At 39.7% G+C, this 17,390-nt stretch carries 16 protein-coding genes and 1 pseudogene; 11 read left to right on the plus strand and 6 right to left on the minus strand.

Going from position 1 to position 17,390, the window contains the following annotated elements; translation table 11 throughout:
• Positions 1 to 183 precede the first annotated feature (183 nt).
• On the plus strand, positions 184 to 1,503 hold the full coding sequence (locus RMB13_RS13825) for an NCS2 family permease (RefSeq protein ID WP_003652707.1): 1,320 nt from the start codon (positions 184 to 186) through the stop codon (positions 1,501 to 1,503).
• Between the two features lie 116 nt (positions 1,504 to 1,619).
• Positions 1,620 to 2,618 (plus strand): adenosine deaminase, encoded by a 999-nt coding sequence (locus tag RMB13_RS13830; RefSeq protein WP_005041965.1) that lies wholly within the window; start codon positions 1,620 to 1,622, stop codon positions 2,616 to 2,618.
• Positions 2,619 to 2,660: 42 nt separating this feature from the next.
• Here RMB13_RS13830 and RMB13_RS13835 read toward each other — a convergent pair whose 3' ends face one another.
• The gene (locus RMB13_RS13835; RefSeq protein ID WP_311085513.1) at positions 2,661 to 3,215 is read right to left on the minus strand and encodes a cytochrome b; all 555 of its coding nucleotides are present in this window, start codon (positions 3,213 to 3,215) and stop codon (positions 2,661 to 2,663) included.
• Between the two features lie 238 nt (positions 3,216 to 3,453).
• Here RMB13_RS13835 and RMB13_RS13840 point away from each other — a divergent pair, with 238 nt between their 5' ends.
• Both RMB13_RS13840 and rnhB read left to right on the plus strand, forming a co-directional pair.
• Positions 3,454 to 3,843, plus strand: a complete 390-nt coding sequence (locus RMB13_RS13840; RefSeq protein ID WP_005041960.1) for a hypothetical protein — start codon at positions 3,454 to 3,456, stop codon at positions 3,841 to 3,843.
• 70 nt (positions 3,844 to 3,913) lie between these two features.
• A complete protein-coding gene (gene rnhB / locus RMB13_RS13845) occupies positions 3,914 to 4,480 on the plus strand; it encodes a ribonuclease HII (protein ID WP_005041957.1) in 567 nt (188 codons plus the stop codon).
• 67 nt (positions 4,481 to 4,547) lie between these two features.
• Here rnhB and csrA read toward each other — a convergent pair whose 3' ends face one another.
• The 3 genes from csrA to alaS form a co-directional block, all read right to left on the minus strand.
• Entirely contained in the window at positions 4,548 to 4,802 is a 255-nt protein-coding gene (gene csrA, locus RMB13_RS13850) for a carbon storage regulator CsrA (RefSeq protein ID WP_003652701.1), read from the minus strand.
• Positions 4,803 to 5,047: 245 nt separating this feature from the next.
• On the minus strand, positions 5,048 to 6,328 hold the full coding sequence (locus tag RMB13_RS13855; RefSeq protein WP_003652700.1) for an aspartate kinase: 1,281 nt from the start codon (positions 6,326 to 6,328) through the stop codon (positions 5,048 to 5,050).
• Positions 6,329 to 6,393: 65 nt separating this feature from the next.
• The gene (gene alaS / locus RMB13_RS13860; protein WP_311085627.1) at positions 6,394 to 9,030 is read right to left on the minus strand and encodes an alanine--tRNA ligase; all 2,637 of its coding nucleotides are present in this window, start codon (positions 9,028 to 9,030) and stop codon (positions 6,394 to 6,396) included.
• Positions 9,031 to 9,300: 270 nt separating this feature from the next.
• On the opposite strand from alaS, the gene RMB13_RS13865 reads away from it, so the two are divergent.
• The 5 genes from RMB13_RS13865 (at position 9,301) to RMB13_RS13885 (ending at position 14,521) form a co-directional block, all read left to right on the plus strand.
• Complete coding sequence (locus RMB13_RS13865; RefSeq protein ID WP_017389114.1) at positions 9,301 to 10,320, plus strand: type I glyceraldehyde-3-phosphate dehydrogenase; 1,020 nt, start codon at positions 9,301 to 9,303, stop codon at positions 10,318 to 10,320.
• Between the two features lie 316 nt (positions 10,321 to 10,636).
• Complete coding sequence (locus RMB13_RS13870; protein WP_311085514.1) at positions 10,637 to 11,803, plus strand: ATP phosphoribosyltransferase regulatory subunit; 1,167 nt, start codon at positions 10,637 to 10,639, stop codon at positions 11,801 to 11,803.
• A gap of 63 nt (positions 11,804 to 11,866) precedes the next feature.
• On the plus strand, positions 11,867 to 13,186 hold the full coding sequence (locus RMB13_RS13875; RefSeq protein WP_003652692.1) for an adenylosuccinate synthase: 1,320 nt from the start codon (positions 11,867 to 11,869) through the stop codon (positions 13,184 to 13,186).
• Between the two features lie 121 nt (positions 13,187 to 13,307).
• A complete protein-coding gene (locus RMB13_RS13880; RefSeq protein WP_005041944.1) occupies positions 13,308 to 13,625 on the plus strand; it encodes a hypothetical protein in 318 nt (105 codons plus the stop codon).
• A 116-nt stretch (positions 13,626 to 13,741) separates the two neighbouring features.
• The gene (locus RMB13_RS13885) at positions 13,742 to 14,521 is read left to right on the plus strand and encodes a M48 family metallopeptidase (RefSeq protein WP_080026580.1); all 780 of its coding nucleotides are present in this window, start codon (positions 13,742 to 13,744) and stop codon (positions 14,519 to 14,521) included.
• 54 nt (positions 14,522 to 14,575) lie between these two features.
• On the opposite strand, the gene RMB13_RS13890 is transcribed toward RMB13_RS13885, so the two are convergent.
• Positions 14,576 to 15,625, minus strand: a complete 1,050-nt coding sequence (locus RMB13_RS13890; RefSeq protein ID WP_311085515.1) for an NADP(H)-dependent aldo-keto reductase — start codon at positions 15,623 to 15,625, stop codon at positions 14,576 to 14,578.
• Between the two features lie 159 nt (positions 15,626 to 15,784).
• Positions 15,785 to 16,492 carry a cAMP-activated global transcriptional regulator CRP gene (crp, locus tag RMB13_RS13895; RefSeq protein WP_005041938.1) on the minus strand — a complete coding sequence of 236 codons (708 nt, stop codon included), beginning with the start codon at positions 16,490 to 16,492 and terminating at the stop codon, positions 15,785 to 15,787.
• Between the two features lie 241 nt (positions 16,493 to 16,733).
• On the opposite strand from crp, the pseudogene RMB13_RS13900 reads away from it, so the two are divergent.
• Both RMB13_RS13900 and RMB13_RS13905 read left to right on the plus strand, forming a co-directional pair.
• Positions 16,734 to 16,796: pseudogene (locus RMB13_RS13900) on the plus strand (hypothetical protein); the annotation flags it as partial.
• A gap of 135 nt (positions 16,797 to 16,931) precedes the next feature.
• Positions 16,932 to 17,354 (plus strand): OsmC family protein, encoded by a 423-nt coding sequence (locus RMB13_RS13905; protein WP_005041936.1) that lies wholly within the window; start codon positions 16,932 to 16,934, stop codon positions 17,352 to 17,354.
• The last annotated feature ends 36 nt before the right edge of the window (positions 17,355 to 17,390 follow it).

Raw genomic sequence — 17,390 nt, forward strand, 5'->3', positions numbered from 1 at the left:
TTTGTGTTTCAAGAGGGGCTGTGGTTATTTCCTATGTATGAACTAGAAACCAAATGAGTGGCATATTTGTTGCTTCTTAAATTTGAGATTCTTGTTTATAGGCCTGAACAGAAAAACAATATTGTTCAGCGACCTACATAGAAGTAAATATTCCACAGTTCAGATTTTGCATAGAGGCTACTTATGGCGGCGCCCAATTCTTCGGCAGGCTGGTTAGAGCGTTTATTTAAGTTAAGCGACAATAAAACCACTTTCCGGACTGAAGTTCTTGCTGGTGTAACTACATTTCTAACGATGTGTTACATCATTATTGTCAATCCACTCATTTTATCTGAAACCGGCATGGATCATGGCGCCGTATTTGTTGCGACCTGTTTGGCAGCAGCAATCGGCTGTTTAGTGATGGGGATCATTGCTAATTATCCAATCGCACTGGCCCCTGGTATGGGTCTAAATGCTTATTTTACCTATTCAGTTTGTATGGGTATGGGCGTGCCATGGCAAACAGCTTTAGCTGCTGTTTTTGTTTCAGGTCTTGTCTTCCTTGCAATTAGCTTCTTTAAAATTCGTGAAGCGATTGTAAATGCTATTCCAATGTCGCTGAAGTTTGCGATTGGTGGTGGTATTGGCTTATTCCTTGCACTTATTGCTTTAAAAAATGCTGGCATCATTGTTGATAATCAAGCGACATTAGTTGGCTTGGGTGATATCAAACAACCTACAGTATTATTAGCGTTATTTGGATTTTTAATGATTGTGGTTTTACACCAATTAAAAATCCGTGGCGCAATCATTATTAGTATTTTGGTTGTTACAGCAATTGCGACAGCCTTAGGTCTAAACGAGTTTAAGGGCGTAGTGGGTCAAATTCCTTCAATTGCACCAACCTTTATGCAAATGGACTTTAAAGGTCTGTTTACTGCAAGTATGGTTGGCGTAATCTTCGTATTCTTTATTGTCGACTTGTTTGATAGTACGGGTACTTTGGTTGGCGTTTCACACCGTGCTGGTCTTTTGCAAGATGGTAAATTACCTCGTTTGAAAAAAGCATTATTTGCTGACTCTACTGCAATTGTTGCTGGTGCCGCATTAGGTACATCTTCAACTACGCCATATATTGAATCAGCTTCAGGTGTGGCAGCAGGTGGACGTACTGGTTTAACTGCTGTTGTGGTTGCAGTCTTATTTATTTGCTGTTTATTTTTAGCACCTCTTGCTCAATCTGTACCAGGTTTTGCAACAGCGCCAGCTTTATTGTTCATTGGTGTGTTGATGATTCAAGGGATCACTCACATTGACTGGGATGATATTACAGAAGCTGTTCCTGCATTTTTGACTATTGTATTTATGCCATTTACCTATTCAATTGCAGATGGTATTGCAATGGGCTTTATCAGCTATGCATTAGTTAAATTATTCACAGGTAAGGCAAAAACTGTACCGTACATGGTATGGATTATTGCTGCACTTTGGGTATTTAAATTTATCGCGTTTGGCGGTTAATATGATTTTTTATAATTTTCTTCTTGAGCTGTCTTAGTCATAGTTTTTAATAAGAAGAAAATTATAGAAGGGTGTGATTTTTACCACACCCTTTTTTCTTTAGACGTGGAGTTAATATGAATCAAGTCGAGCTGATTCGCGCCTTACCAAAAGCCGAATTGCATGTACATATTGAAGGGACATTTGAACCTGAATTAATGTTTGCAATTGCCCAGCGCAATCAGATTCAGATTCCTTACAAATCTGTTGAAGAAGTAAAGCAAGCTTATAACTTTCATAATCTTCAATCATTTTTAGATATTTACTATGCTGGTGCGAATGTTCTTGTACATGAACAAGACTTTTACGATTTAGCATGGGCTTATTTTGAGAAATGTGCAGAAGATCGTGTGGTTCATACAGAAATGTTCTTCGATCCGCAAACTCACACTGATCGTGGCGTTGCTTTCTCAACAGTGATTAACGGTTTAAAACGTGCTTGTGCCGATGCCAAAGCTAAGTTTGGTATCAGCTCTCAGCTTATTATGTGTTTCTTACGCCATTTAAGCGAAGAAGCTGCATTTGAAACACTTGAGCAGGCTTTACCATTTAAGCAAGACATTATTGCTGTAGGGCTTGATTCAAGTGAAGTGGGGCATCCGCCAGCTAAGTTTGAACGTGTTTTTGCTAAGGCACGTGAAGAGGGCTTCTTAATCGTTGCTCACGCTGGTGAAGAAGGCCCTCCTGAATATGTATGGGAAGCTTTAGACTTGCTCAAAGTGAACCGTATTGACCATGGTGTGCGCTCTGAAGAAGATGAACAGTTAATGGCACGTTTAATTAACGAAAAAATGCCTCTAACGGTTTGTCCTTTAAGTAATTTGAAGCTGTGCGTTGTAAAGGATATGAAAGATCATAATATCCGTCGTTTGCTGCAAAAAGACGTACACGTGACGGTTAACTCAGATGATCCATCATATTTCGGTGGATATATGAATGATAACTTCTTTGCAATTCAGCAAGCTTTAGATCTAACAAATGATGAGTTGAAAAAACTCGCAATCAACTCTTTTGAAGCCTCTTTCATTTCAGATGAAGAGAAACAAAAGTGGATTGCAGAAATCAAAAAAATCTAAATAAAAAACCGCCTATCTCAGGCGGTTTTTTTATACATACAATTACTTTGGTTGTTTGGTCATACTATTTAAAATATTGTCTTTATCAATAAAGTGATGTTTTAAAGCAGCAAGTACATGTCCAACAATAAGAAAGCCTGCAAACCAAGAAATATAAATATGTAATGGTTTGACGACAGCTAAAAGCTCAGGGTTATCTTGTACTAAACGCGGAATTTCAAATAAATATAAAACAGGGGCAGGGTGACCAGCACTCCAGCTAAATAAACAACCAGTGACAGGTAACGCCACCAAAATCACATAAAGGAATAGATGACCAATATGTGCCAGTGTTTTCATGGTTGGTGACATCGTATCTGGTAATTTTGGAGCTGGATGTGTATAGCGCCATAAAATCCGGATAATCACCAAAAAGATAATGGTTGTCGCAATGTTTTTGTGCAGTGTAATCACATCGCCTTTAATACTACTAGTATCGTAACTTAAAAAATTTCCACTATAGAAGCCAATAGCCCACGCTGCGATGAAAATGATTGCCATCACCCAATGCAGGACTTGTGCGGTACGGGTGTAATACTGAGATGAAACAGCAGGCATAAAAGACCCTATTTTTTTGTCGTTTTGATTTTTAATTTTATGGGAAAGCGCTGATTTTGAGAAATGTTTTAAATGTAACAGAGCGTGCTAAAAACAGAACGTTTAAGAAAAAATGCATTTGATGAGCTGAGTTTTGCAGGGGAAAATAGATTGCATAAATGCATCAAATTATTTGTTTCTTATAAAGTCGAGTTTAGGCACAATACGCGCTGCCAACGTTCAATCAAAGGAAAAAATGATGAAAAAATTGATGCTCGCTCTAGCGCCAGTTGTTTTAGCTTTAACAGCGTGTGCAACGACTACAGGTACGGGTACAGGCGCTACTTCTGCACAAACTACAACTCAACAGTTGGGTGTTGCTGCATTAAAAGTTGCTGTAAATGCAAAATGTATTACAGAAATTAATAATGTTTCAGCTTGGAAAACGGCAACAAAATATATGACTGCTGACCAACGTGACAGCATTCAAACCAATGTTTGTGGTTGTGTGAGCGAAAAAGCACCAAATAGTGTGACAGCAGTAGAATTGGCTGCGGCTGCATTTGATGTAAATGCACGTGCTACAATTGTAAACCAAGTGGTTTCAAAAACTGTAAATGAGTGTGTGGCAGAAGCTTTACAAAAGTAATTAATGATTTTTGTATTAAAGAAGGCTGATTATTATTGATCAGCCTCTTTTGTTTAAAGGTAGAGAATTGATGTTTATTGCTGGTGTAGATGAGGCGGGACGAGGACCTTTGGTGGGTTCTGTTGTGGCAGCGGCTGTTATTTTAGATCCGAATAATCCAATTGCGGGATTAAATGATTCTAAAAAATTAACTGAAAAGAAACGTGAAAAGTTGTTTATTGAAATACAAGAAAAAGCCTTAGCTTGGTCAATTGCAGAAGCAACGCACAGTGAAATTGATGAATTAAATATTTTACAAGCGACTTTTTTGGCTATGCAACGTGCAGTTGATGGTTTGAAAACTCAACCACAAAAAGTGATTGTAGATGGTAATCAAATTCCAAAAGGAATCATTATTCCTTGTGAAGCGATTGTTGGGGGAGATGCGAGTCATGCTGAGATTAGTGCAGCGAGTATTCTGGCAAAAGTTACGCGTGATCGACAAATGCAAGAATTAGATCAACAATATCCATTATTTGGTTTTGCCAAACATAAAGGATATCCAACTAAAGCGCATTTTGAAGCGATTGCAGCGCATGGTGTAATTGATCAGCACCGCCGTAGTTACGCACCTGTTAAACGTGCTCTAGGCCTATAAATACAACTTCCTAAAAAATTTAAAGCGACTATAAAGTCGCTTTAATTAGGGAGAGAATAACTTCATGTTAACGATTGAAGTTTTTCTGTGCAAAATTATCATCTTCGAAAGAAACTTGATAATCTTGATCAAGATGTTGAAGGTGTTCATGCATTGCACGTTCATGTTGAATACGTTGATAAATTTCTTCGCGATGAACAGAAACCTCTTTTGGTGCATTCACACCAATACGAACCTGATTTCCTTTGACGCCAAGCACAGTAACACTGACTTGATCCCCAATCATTAATGTTTCCCCGACACGGCGGGTCAGAATCAGCATGTTTATCTCCTTGCTAAACGCTTAAAACTGCAATATTGGTACCCAAATAAAAGCTCAACCTCAGTTTTCAGTCAGATTCTAACAGAAATATGAGAACAAAGTCATATTTTGATAATCACTGCCAAAAAACTTTCCGTTTAATATAACAGAGCCGCTATAAAAAAAACTATAGCGGCTCTGTGTTTTCTTTAATTATTGTCGGACAAGTAAACATTTTTTAATGAATAATTGACCGTTTGGTAAAATTAAGCGCGGGCGCTGCTTTCACCATGTTCACGATCTAAACCAAAAGCGGTGTGTAGACAACGAACAGCAAGTTCCAAGTATTTCTCATCAATAATGACAGAAACTTTAATTTCAGATGTTGAAATCATAAGGATATTAATACCTTCATCAGCAAGGGCAGTGAACATCTTGCTCGCTACACCTGCATGTGAACGCATACCTACACCCACGATAGACACTTTAACGATGTCATCACGTGTTGAAACTTCACGTGCACCAATATTTTTGGCAGTTTCGTTTAAGATTTTTTCAGCTTTAGCTAAATCAACACGGTTTACAGTGAAAGTGAAATCTGTTGTGCCATCTTCTTCAACATTTTGCACTATCATATCGACTTCGATATTGGCATCACTTACTGGTGATAAAATTTTAGAAGCAATACCTGGTTCATCAGGTACACCTAAAATCGTTAATTTTGCTTCGTCACGGTTAAAAGCAATACCTGCAATAATTGGCTGTTCCATATTATCTTCCGCCTCAGTAGTAATGAGTGTACCTACATTTTCTTTAAATTCATCGTCAAACACGCCGTCGTTATCATTATCAAAACTTGATAATACACGCAAAGGAACTTGATATTTTCCGGCAAATTCTACTGAGCGAATTTGTAAAACTTTTGAACCTAAGGAAGCCATTTCTAGCATTTCTTCAAAAGAAATACGGTCGATTTTTTTGGCTTTAGGAGCAACACGAGGGTCAGTGGTGTAAACGCCATCTACATCAGTGTAAATTTGGCATTCATCTGCTTTTAGAGCAGCAGCAAGAGCAACACCTGAAGTATCTGAACCACCACGGCCTAGAGTTGTGATATTTCCATTAGCATCAAAGCCTTGGAAACCAGCAACAACAATAACACGCCCTGCATCAAGGTCATTGGTCATGACATCTGTATCAATAGACTCAATACGCGCCTTGGTAAATGCACTGTCAGTTTTAATACCGACTTGACGTCCGGTATAGGATTTAGCTTCCACACCAATCGAATTAAGTGCCATAGCTAACATGGAAATCGTCACCTGTTCACCGGTTGAAACCATTTGGTCTAACTCGCGTGGGTCAGGTGTTTCGGTAATGGCTTTAGCGAGAGCAAGTAAGCGGTTTGTTTCACCACTCATAGCAGATACGACCACAACAACCTTGTGACCGTGATCATGCCAACGCTTCACACGACGAGCAACATTTAAAATGCGCTCGGGGGTACCCATAGAAGTACCGCCATATTTTTGAACGATTAATGCCATAGTTGTTCCATATAAGCCATGACCCTGAGAGGCTTTTCAGGGTCAGTTACACAAAAAGTGAAGTCTTATTTTTGTTCAAGCCATGCAGGTAATGCAGCAATAACTTGTCCAAACTTCTCGTTAAGTGGCGCGCCACCTTGTGCTAAGTCAGGTTTACCACCACCTTTACCACCTAACTCGGTTGCTAGATGCTTGATGATGTCACCTGCTTTTAGATTTGCAGTGTATTGTGATGCAACTGAAGCAAGCAGGCTAACTTTGTCACCCTCTACGCCAGCTAACACAATGACTGCGTTCTCTAATTTTGATTTAACACTGTCGTGCAAGTTGCGAAGTGATTTCGCATCTACACCCTGAACAGTGGTAATAAGCGTTTGACGACCAGCAATCGTTTGTACCTGATCAATCAATTCTGACGCTTGGAAGTTTGCCAATTTCTGATTGAGCTGTTCAATCTGCTTTTGTAATGTAGAAACAAGTTCTACATTGGCTTGTACACGCTCAACAGTTTGGTCTTTCTGTGCTTTTAATAAACTATTAATGTGCTGGATATCTGAATCGGTTTTTTGTACTACATCTAAAGCTTTAGTCCCTGTAACTGCTTCAATACGGCGTACACCGGCAGCCACACCACCTTCTGAAGTGATTTTAAATAAACCGATATCGCCTGTACGCTTAACGTGAATACCACCACAAAGTTCGATTGAGAAGTTTTTCTCATCAATCACTGAACCCATAGCGAGAACACGAACTTCGCTACCATATTTTTCACCGAACAACATCATTGCGCCTTTGGCTTTTGCCGCTTCGATGTCAAGGAGTTCAGTGGTTACTGCGGTATTTGCAATAATTTCTGCATTTACCAAACGCTCAACCTGTTGTAACTGTTCAAACGTTACTGGTTGGTCGTTAGCAAAGTCAAAACGTAAGATATCGCTTGCAACTAACGAACCTTTTTGTTGTACGTGTGAACCTAAGATTTGACGAAGGGCAGCATGTAATAGGTGAGTTGCCGAGTGGTTACGAGCTGTTGCCTCACGAATGTCTGCTTTAACAATCGCTTCAACGTTTTGATCGGCTTTAAGATTACCAACAGTCACAATACCTTGATGAACAAAGGCACCGCCTGATTTTTTCGTATCTTGAACTTCAAAAATACCAGTTTCGTTTTTGAAGATACCTGTATCACCAATCTGACCACCACTTTCTGCATAGAAAGGAGTTTGGTTTAAAACGATAAGTGCTTCGTCGCCTTCAGAAACTTCATCAACTTGTACGCCATCTTTGTAGATCGCTACAATTTGGCCTTGACCAGTAGTGTTGATGTAACCGTCAAACTGAGTTTCGCCTTCAACTTGTACAATGCTGTTGTAGTCAATAGCGAATTTACCAGCATCACGAGCACGTTGACGCTGTGCAGCCATTTCTACTTCAAAGCCAGCTTCGTCAATAATAAAGTCGCGTTCACGTGCAATATCAGCTGTTAAGTCTGTTGGGAAACCATACGTGTCGTAAAGTTTAAATACAGTCGCACCAGGAATCGTCTTATCTTTTAATTGAGCAAGCTCGCCTTCAAGTAGTTTTAAGCCTTGCTCAAGTGTTTTAGCAAACTGTTCTTCTTCACGAATTAAAGTTGCTTCAATTACATCTTTGCGAGCTACAAGCTCTGGATATGCATCACCCATAACTTCGATTAGAGGTTGCAACATTTTGTAGAAGAATGTACCAGTTGCACCAAGTTTATTACCATGACGCACAGCGCGGCGGATAATACGTCGTAATACATAACCGCGACCTTCGTTGCTTGGGTTTACACCATCAGCAATTAAGAAACAGCATGAACGCGCATGGTCTGCAACTACACGTAAAGAAGGCTGACCTTCGTCTTCAATACCAATAATGTTTGCAGCAGCTTTTAATAAGTGTTGGAACAAGTCAATGTCATAGTTTGAATTAACATGTTGCAATACAGCAGAGATGCGCTCCAAGCCCATACCTGTATCAACAGATGGAGCAGGGAGAGGGTGAAGTACGCCATCGTTCGTGCGGTTAAACTGCATGAAAACGTTGTTCCAGATTTCAATGAAACGGTCGCCATCTTCTTCTGGAGAGCCTGGTAAGCCACCCCAAATATGATCGCCGTGGTCAAAGAAAATTTCAGAACATGGGCCACATGGACCTGTGTCACCCATTGCCCAGAAGTTATCAGATGCGTATTTTTCGCCTTTATTATCACCAATACGGATAATACGTTCAGGTGCTAAACCAATTTCTTTATTCCAGATGTCATAAGCTTCATCATCGGTGTGATAAACGGTCGCATATAAACGATCTTTAGGAAGTGCTAGCCACTCATCGCTAGTCAAAAATTCCCAAGCAAATTTAAGAGCATCACGCTTGAAATAATCACCAAATGAGAAATTGCCTAACATTTCAAAGAATGTATGGTGACGAGCAGTGTAACCAACGTTGTCTAAGTCATTGTGTTTACCACCAGCACGTACACATTTTTGTGATGTAGTTGCACGTACATAGTCACGTTTTTCAAGACCTAAGAAGCAGTCTTTAAACTGGTTCATCCCAGCATTTGTAAATAATAAAGTTGGGTCGTTGGCAGGAACAAGAGAACTCGACGCGACACGTGTATGCCCTTGCGTCTCAAAGTAGCGCAAAAATGCTTCACGAATTTCAGCAGATGTCATTAAACGAGTACTCACAACCAAGTCACTCCATATTTTCGAATTTGGCTAAATGTATCAATGCCTGTTTGTTTTATGTCAAACCTGAGCATTTGATACGGGGCTTATTTTTTAAAAACGCTAAATTGTAGCGGAAAAACCCCACCGAACCAACGATTTTAAAAGGAATATCTTACAAAACTGTGATTTGGCTAAAAATCTATATTCAATTGGGCGTGACGTGCTTTACTATATGCCTTCTTTAGCCTTTAGTTTTGTAGATAAGGATAGGTCATGCAACGTATCGCCATTAATGGGTTTGGGCGGATTGGACGTAATGTTTTACGTGCTTGGTTCGAGAGCTCAAAACAATTTCAATTTGAAATCGTGGCGATCAACGATATAGCAGATGTACAAACATTAGTGCACTTATTTAAATATGATTCCACACATGGCCGTTTTAATGGAAATGTAGAAATATTTATTGAAAATGAAAAAGTTTTTTTGAACATTCAATCAAATCAAAGAACGCTAAAAGTTGAAGTTTTAAAACAGGAACAACCTGAGCTTTTGCCATGGTCTAGTTTAGATATTGATGTCGTACTTGAGTGTACTGGACTGTTCCGTTCCCATGCTGATGCAACACGCCACCTACAAGCTGGAGCAAAAAGGGTAATTATTGGTGCAGCACCTTTTGATCATGTAGATGCAGCAATTGTCTATGGTGTTAACCATGCAGATGTGAAAGCGACTGATCAGATCATATCAAGTGTGTCATGTACTACGCAGGCTTTGGTGCCCTTAGTTAAAATTATTGATGATGCGTTTGGAATTGAAACAGCGCTCATGACAGAAATTCATGCTGTTACAGCAGACCAGTCTGTGCTTGATCACGCGCATCGTGATTTACGTCGTGCCAGAGCTTCTGGGCAAAATATTATACCAACTACGTCTAGTGCACTCGGTGCATTAAAACGTGTTATGCCAAAAATGGAAGACCGTATAGATGGTTATTCAATTCGGGTGCCGACTATTAATGTGGCTGCAATTGACTTAACTTTTATCGCTCAATCGCCAATTACTGTTCATCATATTAATGAAGTATTGATTAAAGCTTCTCAAACAGATTATGCAGAAATTATGGCTGTTACTGATGAACCATTAGTTTCAAGTGATTTCAACCATTCTCCTTATTCTCTTATTGTTGATTTAACCCAGACTATGGTGGTGGGGCATCAGGCTAAAGTATTTGCTTGGTACGATAATGAATGGGGCTACGCAAATCGATTATTAGATTTGTGTGATTCTTTCTAAACGTCAATTGAAATAATTTAAGAAAGCTATTCAAAAGTTAAATTTGGTGAATTGGAAACAAGGTGATAGTTCAGTTATTGGCCCTTTCTTTGGTCGAAGAACTTTTGATTATAATTTAAGTGAGTGATAGTAAGATATTGAATCCACTTGCTAATTCATAAAAACTTCTTTTTGACTTTAGAGTTTATTCAGAAAGATTTATGCAAATTGTCAGGTGCATGGCAGAAAGTATCATGCTACACTAAGAGAAATCGGGTGTGTTCCCGATTTTTTTATGTGGGGTCGTTCCACGTTGATCAGATTTTAGGCTTGAAATATGACCATTTCAGAGACATGGTTGCTGCCTGACGGGGTAGCCGATGTATTGCCGGAACAGGCACAAGTCATTGAAAAACTTCGCCGTGAAGCTTTAGATTTCCTCGCGGTACGAGGTTATCAATTGGTATATACACCATTTATCGAATACATCGAATCGTTGTCTTCATTATCAGAATCAAATCAAGACTTAGATTTAGTAACTTTTAAGGTTATTGATCAGCTCTCAGGCCGTTTACTCGGTGTTCGTGCTGATATGACGCCACAAGTTGCACGTATTGATGCACATGTAAGACCAGTTGAAGGCGTTGCACGTTACTGTTATTCAGGGACTGTATTACATACTAAACCACAAAATTTCAATGCCACTCGTGCACCTTTACAATTAGGTGCAGAGTTATATGGCCATGACAGTATCGAAGCTGATGTCGAAATGGTCGATGTTATGCTGGGGTTGATTGAGAACATCTATACTTTGCAAGGCGCGCATTTAGATTTGGGCCATGTAGGGTTGTTCCGTAGTCTAGTCAAGTATGCTGGACTGTCAAAAAATGAAGAGCATGAACTGTCTGATCTTTATCAAAGAAAAGCATTGCCAGAATTAGCAGAATTTACTCAAAGCCTGAATATGGGTTCTGATTTCTATGCGCTTGGCCGTTATTCTAGTGATCTAGAAGCATTGCAGTCGAATTTAAGTGCCAATATCTTGCAAGATGCAGAGTTTAAGTCAGCATTAGATGCGCTTAAGACGACGCTTGAGCAAATTAAAGGGCGCTGGCCAAATCTCAATATCGGTATCGATGTCGTAGAGCTACGTAGTTATCACTATCACACTGGTTTAATGTACGCAGTATATGCGCCGAACCGTGCTGCGCCGTTAGCGCAGGGTGGCCGTTACGATGGTATTGGTGAGCATTTTGGTCGCGCACGTCCTGCTACTGGCTTTAGTTGTGATTTATATGCCTTAGGCGCAAATCAGTTCGCAGAGATCGAAACTGTTGTTGCTCCAAAAGGTACAGAACAGGATTTACTCAAAGCAATTTCTAATGCACGTGCTCAAGGTTTACGTGTCGTTCAATTGTTGGGTAATGATGATTTAAGTTCTATTCCATACGCGACCCATCAACTCGTGGCGCAAAATGGTCAATGGAATATTGAAAAGATTTAAACGCCAACGGTAATTTTTTACTGGTGGTTTCCAATTTTAACAGCATGATGTAATGAGGCTATTATGGGCAAAAATGTTGTGGTACTTGGTACCCAATGGGGCGACGAAGGTAAAGGTAAAATCGTCGACCTGCTCACAGATCAGGCGGCTGCGGTAGTACGTTATCAAGGCGGACATAACGCAGGTCATACTCTTGTCGTAGGTGGTAAAAAAACTGTATTGCACCTCATTCCATCAGGTATTTTACGTGAAAACGTATTGTGCTTAATTGGTAATGGTGTGGTACTTTCACCAGCCGCGTTAATTGAAGAAATGGGAATTTTGGAAGCAGAAGGAGTTCCTGTTAAAGAACGCCTACGCATTTCTCCAAACTGTCCACTCATTTTGCCTAACCACATTGCACTTGATCAGGCGCGTGAAAAGAAACGTGGTAATGCTAAAATCGGTACTACAGGTCGTGGTATTGGTCCTGCATATGAAGATAAAGTGGCTCGCCGTGCAGTGCGTGTTGCTGACCTTGTTCGTGGTGGTGCAGCATTAGAAGAAAAACTGTCTGAAATGCTTGAGTTACATAACTTCCAGTTGACTCAGTTCTACGGTGTAGAAGCTGTTAAATTTGAAGATGTATTGGCTCTTTGCAACCAATGGCGTGAAGTTCTTGCTCCATTAGTGGTTGATGTGACTAAAGTGTTGCATGACTATCGCAAAGAGGGTAAGGCTGTAATGTTTGAAGGAGCTCAAGGCTCACTTCTAGATATTGATCACGGTACTTATCCATATGTTACAAGTTCAAATACAACTGCTGGTGGCGTAAGCTCTGGTTCAGGTATGGGACCTTTACATCTTGATTATGTATTAGGTATTACTAAGGCTTATACAACTCGTGTAGGTGCTGGCCCATTCCCAACTGAGTTGGTTTACGATGCAGCAGCTGATGCTGGTGATCCAGTTGGTAAACACTTGGGTACAGTAGGTCATGAGTTTGGTGCTTCTACTGGTCGTCAACGTCGTTGTGGTTGGTTTGATGCTGAAATCCTTCGCCGTTCTGTAGATGTAAACTCACTTTCTGGTATTTGCTTAACTAAACTTGACGTTTTAGATGGTTTAGAAGAAGTGAAAATCTGTGTGGGCTATGAAAATACAGATTCAGGCTGTGTAGGTTCTTCTGATGCGGTTTCTTTTGAATGCTTGAAACCAATCTACGAAACTATGCCTGGTTGGAGTGAGTCGACTGTTGGTTTAACTAGTATCGACCAATTACCAGCAAATGCTTTAGCTTATGTGAAGCGCATTGAACAGTTAATCGAATGTCCGATTGATATCGTTTCAACTGGTCCAGACCGTGCAGAAACAATTGTTTTACGTCATCCATTCTCTGCTTAATTAGCAAAGATTAAAAAAGCCTCCTGAAAGGGGGCTTTTTTATACCCGACTAAAGTGCAGTTTTTGTTTGATTCGATTCAGATTAAAACGTTATATATCGATAAGGAATGATGGGCTCAGGATGAAGCTGCAACCAACTATTTCAAAAACAATTTTTTATTCTTTTTTATTTGCTATTGGTGGCTCTCCAACATTAGCGATGTTGGTCATTTATGGACAAACATATCATGAAGATTTTTTTATGACTGCTTTTATGAGCTTGTCAGTATTGTTCGCATGCGTGTTAATTCCTGTGGTATTCATACAAAATAGTTATTTACTCTGGAAAAGAGAAAGTCCTAATCTTGAAGAGAAAGTTAAGACCTTAAGTCATATCTATCTTGGCTTAAATGTAATATGTTTGATTTTCTGGATTTATTTGATGACTTTATCTACTTGATCGTTACATAAATACTATGATCATGAAGAAATGAGACATTCAAAGCATACGCGGGATTTCTTATAATAAGTGCAAAAGAATAAACAGCTTTTCTAACGATTTAGGTGATCCAATTGATGAATAAAAGACTTTTTTTAAGCTTATGTGCTGCGAGTGTTGTAACCATTTCTGGTTGTACAACAGTAGCTGACATGGCAGGCGCAGATACAGCGACTTTAAATGCTCAATCTGCTCAAGGTTTTAATAAAATGGTGCAGGAAGCACGTGGTAAGGGTGCGCTAGATACTAGTTCTAGTACATATAACCGCATTAATTCTGTATTCAACCGTTTGAAACCGTATGCGAACCAGATGAACCAGACAGGGCAGCCATTTAGCTGGCAGTTGGCAGTGTTGAAGTCTGACACGATTAATGCCTATGTAGCACCAGGCGGTAAAGTTGTGTTCTATACCGGTATTGTCAATAAATTGAACCTCACTGATGCTGAAATTGCAGCGGTTATGGGGCATGAAATGACTCACGCTTTAGAAGAGCATGCAAAAAGTAAAATTGGCGCTCAGGCTCTAACTGATTTAGCTCTTGGTATTGGTCTAAGCTATGCTGGTAATAATGTCGGCCAACTTGGTACTGCTGCGGCTCAACTGGGTTCGCAAGTGGGTGTAGGCTTACCATATTCTCGTAGCTTGGAAAGTCGTGCTGACCAAGGCGGTTTAATGCTAATGGCGCGTGCAGGTTATAACCCAAATGCTGCGATTACACTGTGGGAGAAAATGAACAAGCTTGAAGGTGGTGGTGGTTCATCTTTCTTGTCTACTCACCCATCTAACTCTCAGCGTATTGGCGAAATGCGTAAAAACTTGCCTGCAGCAATGGCAGTTTATAATACCCGTAAATAAGATATAAATTTTTTATAGATAAAGAAAACGGATGCTTAAGCATCCGTTTTTTATTTAGGGCGCAGGGTTGGGCTGTTGAGTGTGAATGGCCTCAATACCTTGTAAAACTTCAGTAGATAATTCAATTTCAAATGCCTGAATATTTTCTTTAAGTTGGTCTAAATTCGTGGCACCAATAATTGTGCTGGTCACAAAGAATTGTTGTTTGATAAATGCTAATGCCATTTGGGTTAAGCTGAGTCCATGTTTCTCTGCTAGCTGCGCATATTGCTCAGTTGCCCATTCGCTTTGAGGGTTGCTGTAGCGGCTAAAGCGCGGAAATAATGTGACACGGGCATTAGCGGGGCGAGCGCCATTTCTAAACTTGCCAGAAAGATGGCCAAACGCAAGAGGAGAGTATGCAAGTAAGCCGACATCTTCATATTTAGCAATTTCAGACATACCTAGTTCATAAGTACGGTTGAGGAGGCTATATGGGTTTTGAACACTTACAAATTTGCTGACACCTAATTTTTCAGCCAAATGTAAAAATTTCATGGTGCCCCATGGGGTTTCATTCGATAAACCAATATAGCGAATGCGTCCGCGGTTAATCTCTTCTTGTAGAGCAAGTAATGTTTCTTCTAGAGGTGTTGTGTCGTAATCATTTTGAGCTTGTTGGTTGCCATAAGCTAACGTACCAAAGAAGTTGGTGTGACGTTCAGGCCAATGGAGTTGATAGAGGTCGATATAGTCGGTTTGGAGACGTTTGAGTGAACCATCTAGGGCTTTCGCAATATGATCGCTGTTGAAGCGCGTATGGCCTTCTCGGATGTGTGTTCCTCCAAAGCCAGGTCCAGCAATTTTAGAGGCGAGAAAGACTTTGTCACGTTGACCATTTTGGGCAAACCAATTGCCAATGATCGTTTCTGTTGCACCGTAAGTTTCAGGTTTTGGCGGAACCGAATACATCTCTGCCGTATCCCAAAAATATAAATCGTGTGCCAAAGCATAATTGAGTTGTTGAAATGCTTCTTGCTGGGAGTTTTGCTCACCAAATGTCATGGTGCCTAAACAAATTTCTGGAAGCTTGAGGCCTGTGCGACTAAGTGGGTTAAATTGCATACAGCGGAATCCTTGGAAATTTTGAGTTAGCCTAACTGAGAATATGTATTCAACTTAAATCATAAAATTAGAATAGTTTGTAAGTTTTGTGTATTAACTCATTGTTGCATATAAAAAAAGCAAACCGAAGTTTGCTTTTGATTAAAAATTTAATAAATATTATTCGTCATCATCATAGTCGTCATCAGAAACAGGTGCATCTTCTAATGAAACATCAAAAATAAGAATAGCTTTACCATCTGTTTGGATCATGCCTTGATCTTCTAAAGTTTTGAGCACACGGCCAACCATCTCACGTGAACATCCAACAATACGACCAATTTCTTGACGAGTAATACGAATTTGACGACCGTTTGGCAAAATCATTGCTTCTGGCTGTGAAGATAGGTCGATTAAACAACGTGCAATACGGCCAGACACATCGATAAATGCAAGATCTGTCATTTTACGGGTCGTATTTTTTAGACGGCGAACGAGTTGTGCAAAAACAGCATAACTTAAGTCTGGATATTGTTTGCTAAGTTCGTGGAAGTTGTCATAAGAAATTTCTGCAATTTCACAGACATCACGAGTACGAACTTCAGCTGTACGTTGAGGGTTCGGTTCGAAAAGCCCCATTTCCCCAAAGAAGTCGCCCGGATTCAAATATGCAACAACAATTTCACGTTCATCATCTTCGCGTAAAATAATTGAAACTGAGCCTTTTAAAATTAAATATAAAGATTTCGACTCTGTTCCGGCATCAACAATTGTGGTTCGTTTTGGATATCTGTTGATGTGAGCACGTTTTAACAATGCTTTAACGGATTCAGGTAGTTGCCCCGGGGATAAAGCATCTGTGCTGAGTTGTGAAAAATTTGAAGTCATGCTTAATATGTTCCGAATAGGGTAAACAATTCACACAAGCCCGAGATGAGCTATTACACAGAAGAGATGAAATTCCTTATCAACTCATTTTATGTTAGTGTACAAAACAAGGGTCTGTTGACATTTCACAGATGGTTGCGACATAAGACAATTCTTTTAGACGTTACCAAGCAAGAGCTATGAAATTTAGCCATTCTAAATAAATAGATCTTAACAACGGAACGTACAAAATAACATAGTCTTGCGCTATGCCTGCGCTGCTTAAATGGCAACTCAGATTATGGCTGAAATTTCACAAACTATATAACAAAACTGGACAAAGGATTGCCATTGTCTGGGTTTTGCGTCTTATTTGGATTAATTTTTAGCTCTAACGCAATCCATAGATGAAATGTCAACAGACCCTGCTTAAATTTATAATTTTTTTTAGGTAGTTGCAATGCAAACAAGTGTACATTGGCTAGAGAATGTTGCTTTTGAAGCGAAATCAGATAGTGGGCATAGTGTCATCATGGACGGCTCACCTGAGTATGGTGGTGAAAACCGTGGTCCACGTCCTATGGAGTTGCTATTAATGGGACTTGGTGGGTGTGCTTCGTTTGATATTGTGACCATTTTAAAGAAATCTCGTCAAGATGTGACGAATGTTGTATGTAATTTAAAAGCTGAGCGCGCGGACACAATTCCCGCTGTTTTCACTAAAATCCATTTGCATTTTGTGGTAACAGGTAAAGCTGTAAAAGAAAAACAGGTTGCAAAAGCGGTTGAATTATCTGCCGAAAAATATTGTTCAGCGAGTAAAATGCTTTCTGATGGTGGTGTTGAAATTACCCATGACTTCGAAATTATTGAAGCTGAATAAGGTGTTTTTTGATAGGTAGAAAAAAGAAGCTGACAT

It is taken from the genome of Acinetobacter sp. V102_4, from assembly GCF_031799005.1.
Lineage (GTDB): Bacteria > Pseudomonadota > Gammaproteobacteria > Pseudomonadales > Moraxellaceae > Acinetobacter > Acinetobacter calcoaceticus.

Bases quoted from the DNA above. Each gene is read 5' to 3' on its own strand.
- RMB13_RS13830 (WP_005041965.1), top strand. From the start codon at position 1,620: ATGAATCAAGTCGAGCTGATTCGCGCCTTACCAAAAGCCGAATTGCAT.
- RMB13_RS13885 (WP_080026580.1), top strand. From the start codon at position 13,742: ATGAATAAAAGACTTTTTTTAAGCTTATGTGCTGCGAGTGTTGTAACC.
- RMB13_RS13840 (WP_005041960.1), top strand. From the start codon at position 3,454: ATGAAAAAATTGATGCTCGCTCTAGCGCCAGTTGTTTTAGCTTTAACA.
- RMB13_RS13870 (WP_311085514.1), top strand. From the start codon at position 10,637: ATGACCATTTCAGAGACATGGTTGCTGCCTGACGGGGTAGCCGATGTA.
- RMB13_RS13865 (WP_017389114.1), top strand. From the start codon at position 9,301: ATGCAACGTATCGCCATTAATGGGTTTGGGCGGATTGGACGTAATGTT.
- csrA (WP_003652701.1), bottom strand. From the start codon at position 4,802: ATGCTGATTCTGACCCGCCGTGTCGGGGAAACATTAATGATTGGGGAT.
- RMB13_RS13875 (WP_003652692.1), top strand. From the start codon at position 11,867: ATGGGCAAAAATGTTGTGGTACTTGGTACCCAATGGGGCGACGAAGGT.
- rnhB (WP_005041957.1), top strand. From the start codon at position 3,914: ATGTTTATTGCTGGTGTAGATGAGGCGGGACGAGGACCTTTGGTGGGT.
- RMB13_RS13825 (WP_003652707.1), top strand. From the start codon at position 184: ATGGCGGCGCCCAATTCTTCGGCAGGCTGGTTAGAGCGTTTATTTAAG.
- RMB13_RS13855 (WP_003652700.1), bottom strand. From the start codon at position 6,328: ATGGCATTAATCGTTCAAAAATATGGCGGTACTTCTATGGGTACCCCC.
- crp (WP_005041938.1), bottom strand. From the start codon at position 16,492: ATGACTTCAAATTTTTCACAACTCAGCACAGATGCTTTATCCCCGGGG.
- RMB13_RS13905 (WP_005041936.1), top strand. From the start codon at position 16,932: ATGCAAACAAGTGTACATTGGCTAGAGAATGTTGCTTTTGAAGCGAAA.
- RMB13_RS13880 (WP_005041944.1), top strand. From the start codon at position 13,308: ATGAAGCTGCAACCAACTATTTCAAAAACAATTTTTTATTCTTTTTTA.
- alaS (WP_311085627.1), bottom strand. From the start codon at position 9,030: ATGACATCTGCTGAAATTCGTGAAGCATTTTTGCGCTACTTTGAGACG.
- RMB13_RS13835 (WP_311085513.1), bottom strand. From the start codon at position 3,215: ATGCCTGCTGTTTCATCTCAGTATTACACCCGTACCGCACAAGTCCTG.
- RMB13_RS13890 (WP_311085515.1), bottom strand. From the start codon at position 15,625: ATGCAATTTAACCCACTTAGTCGCACAGGCCTCAAGCTTCCAGAAATT.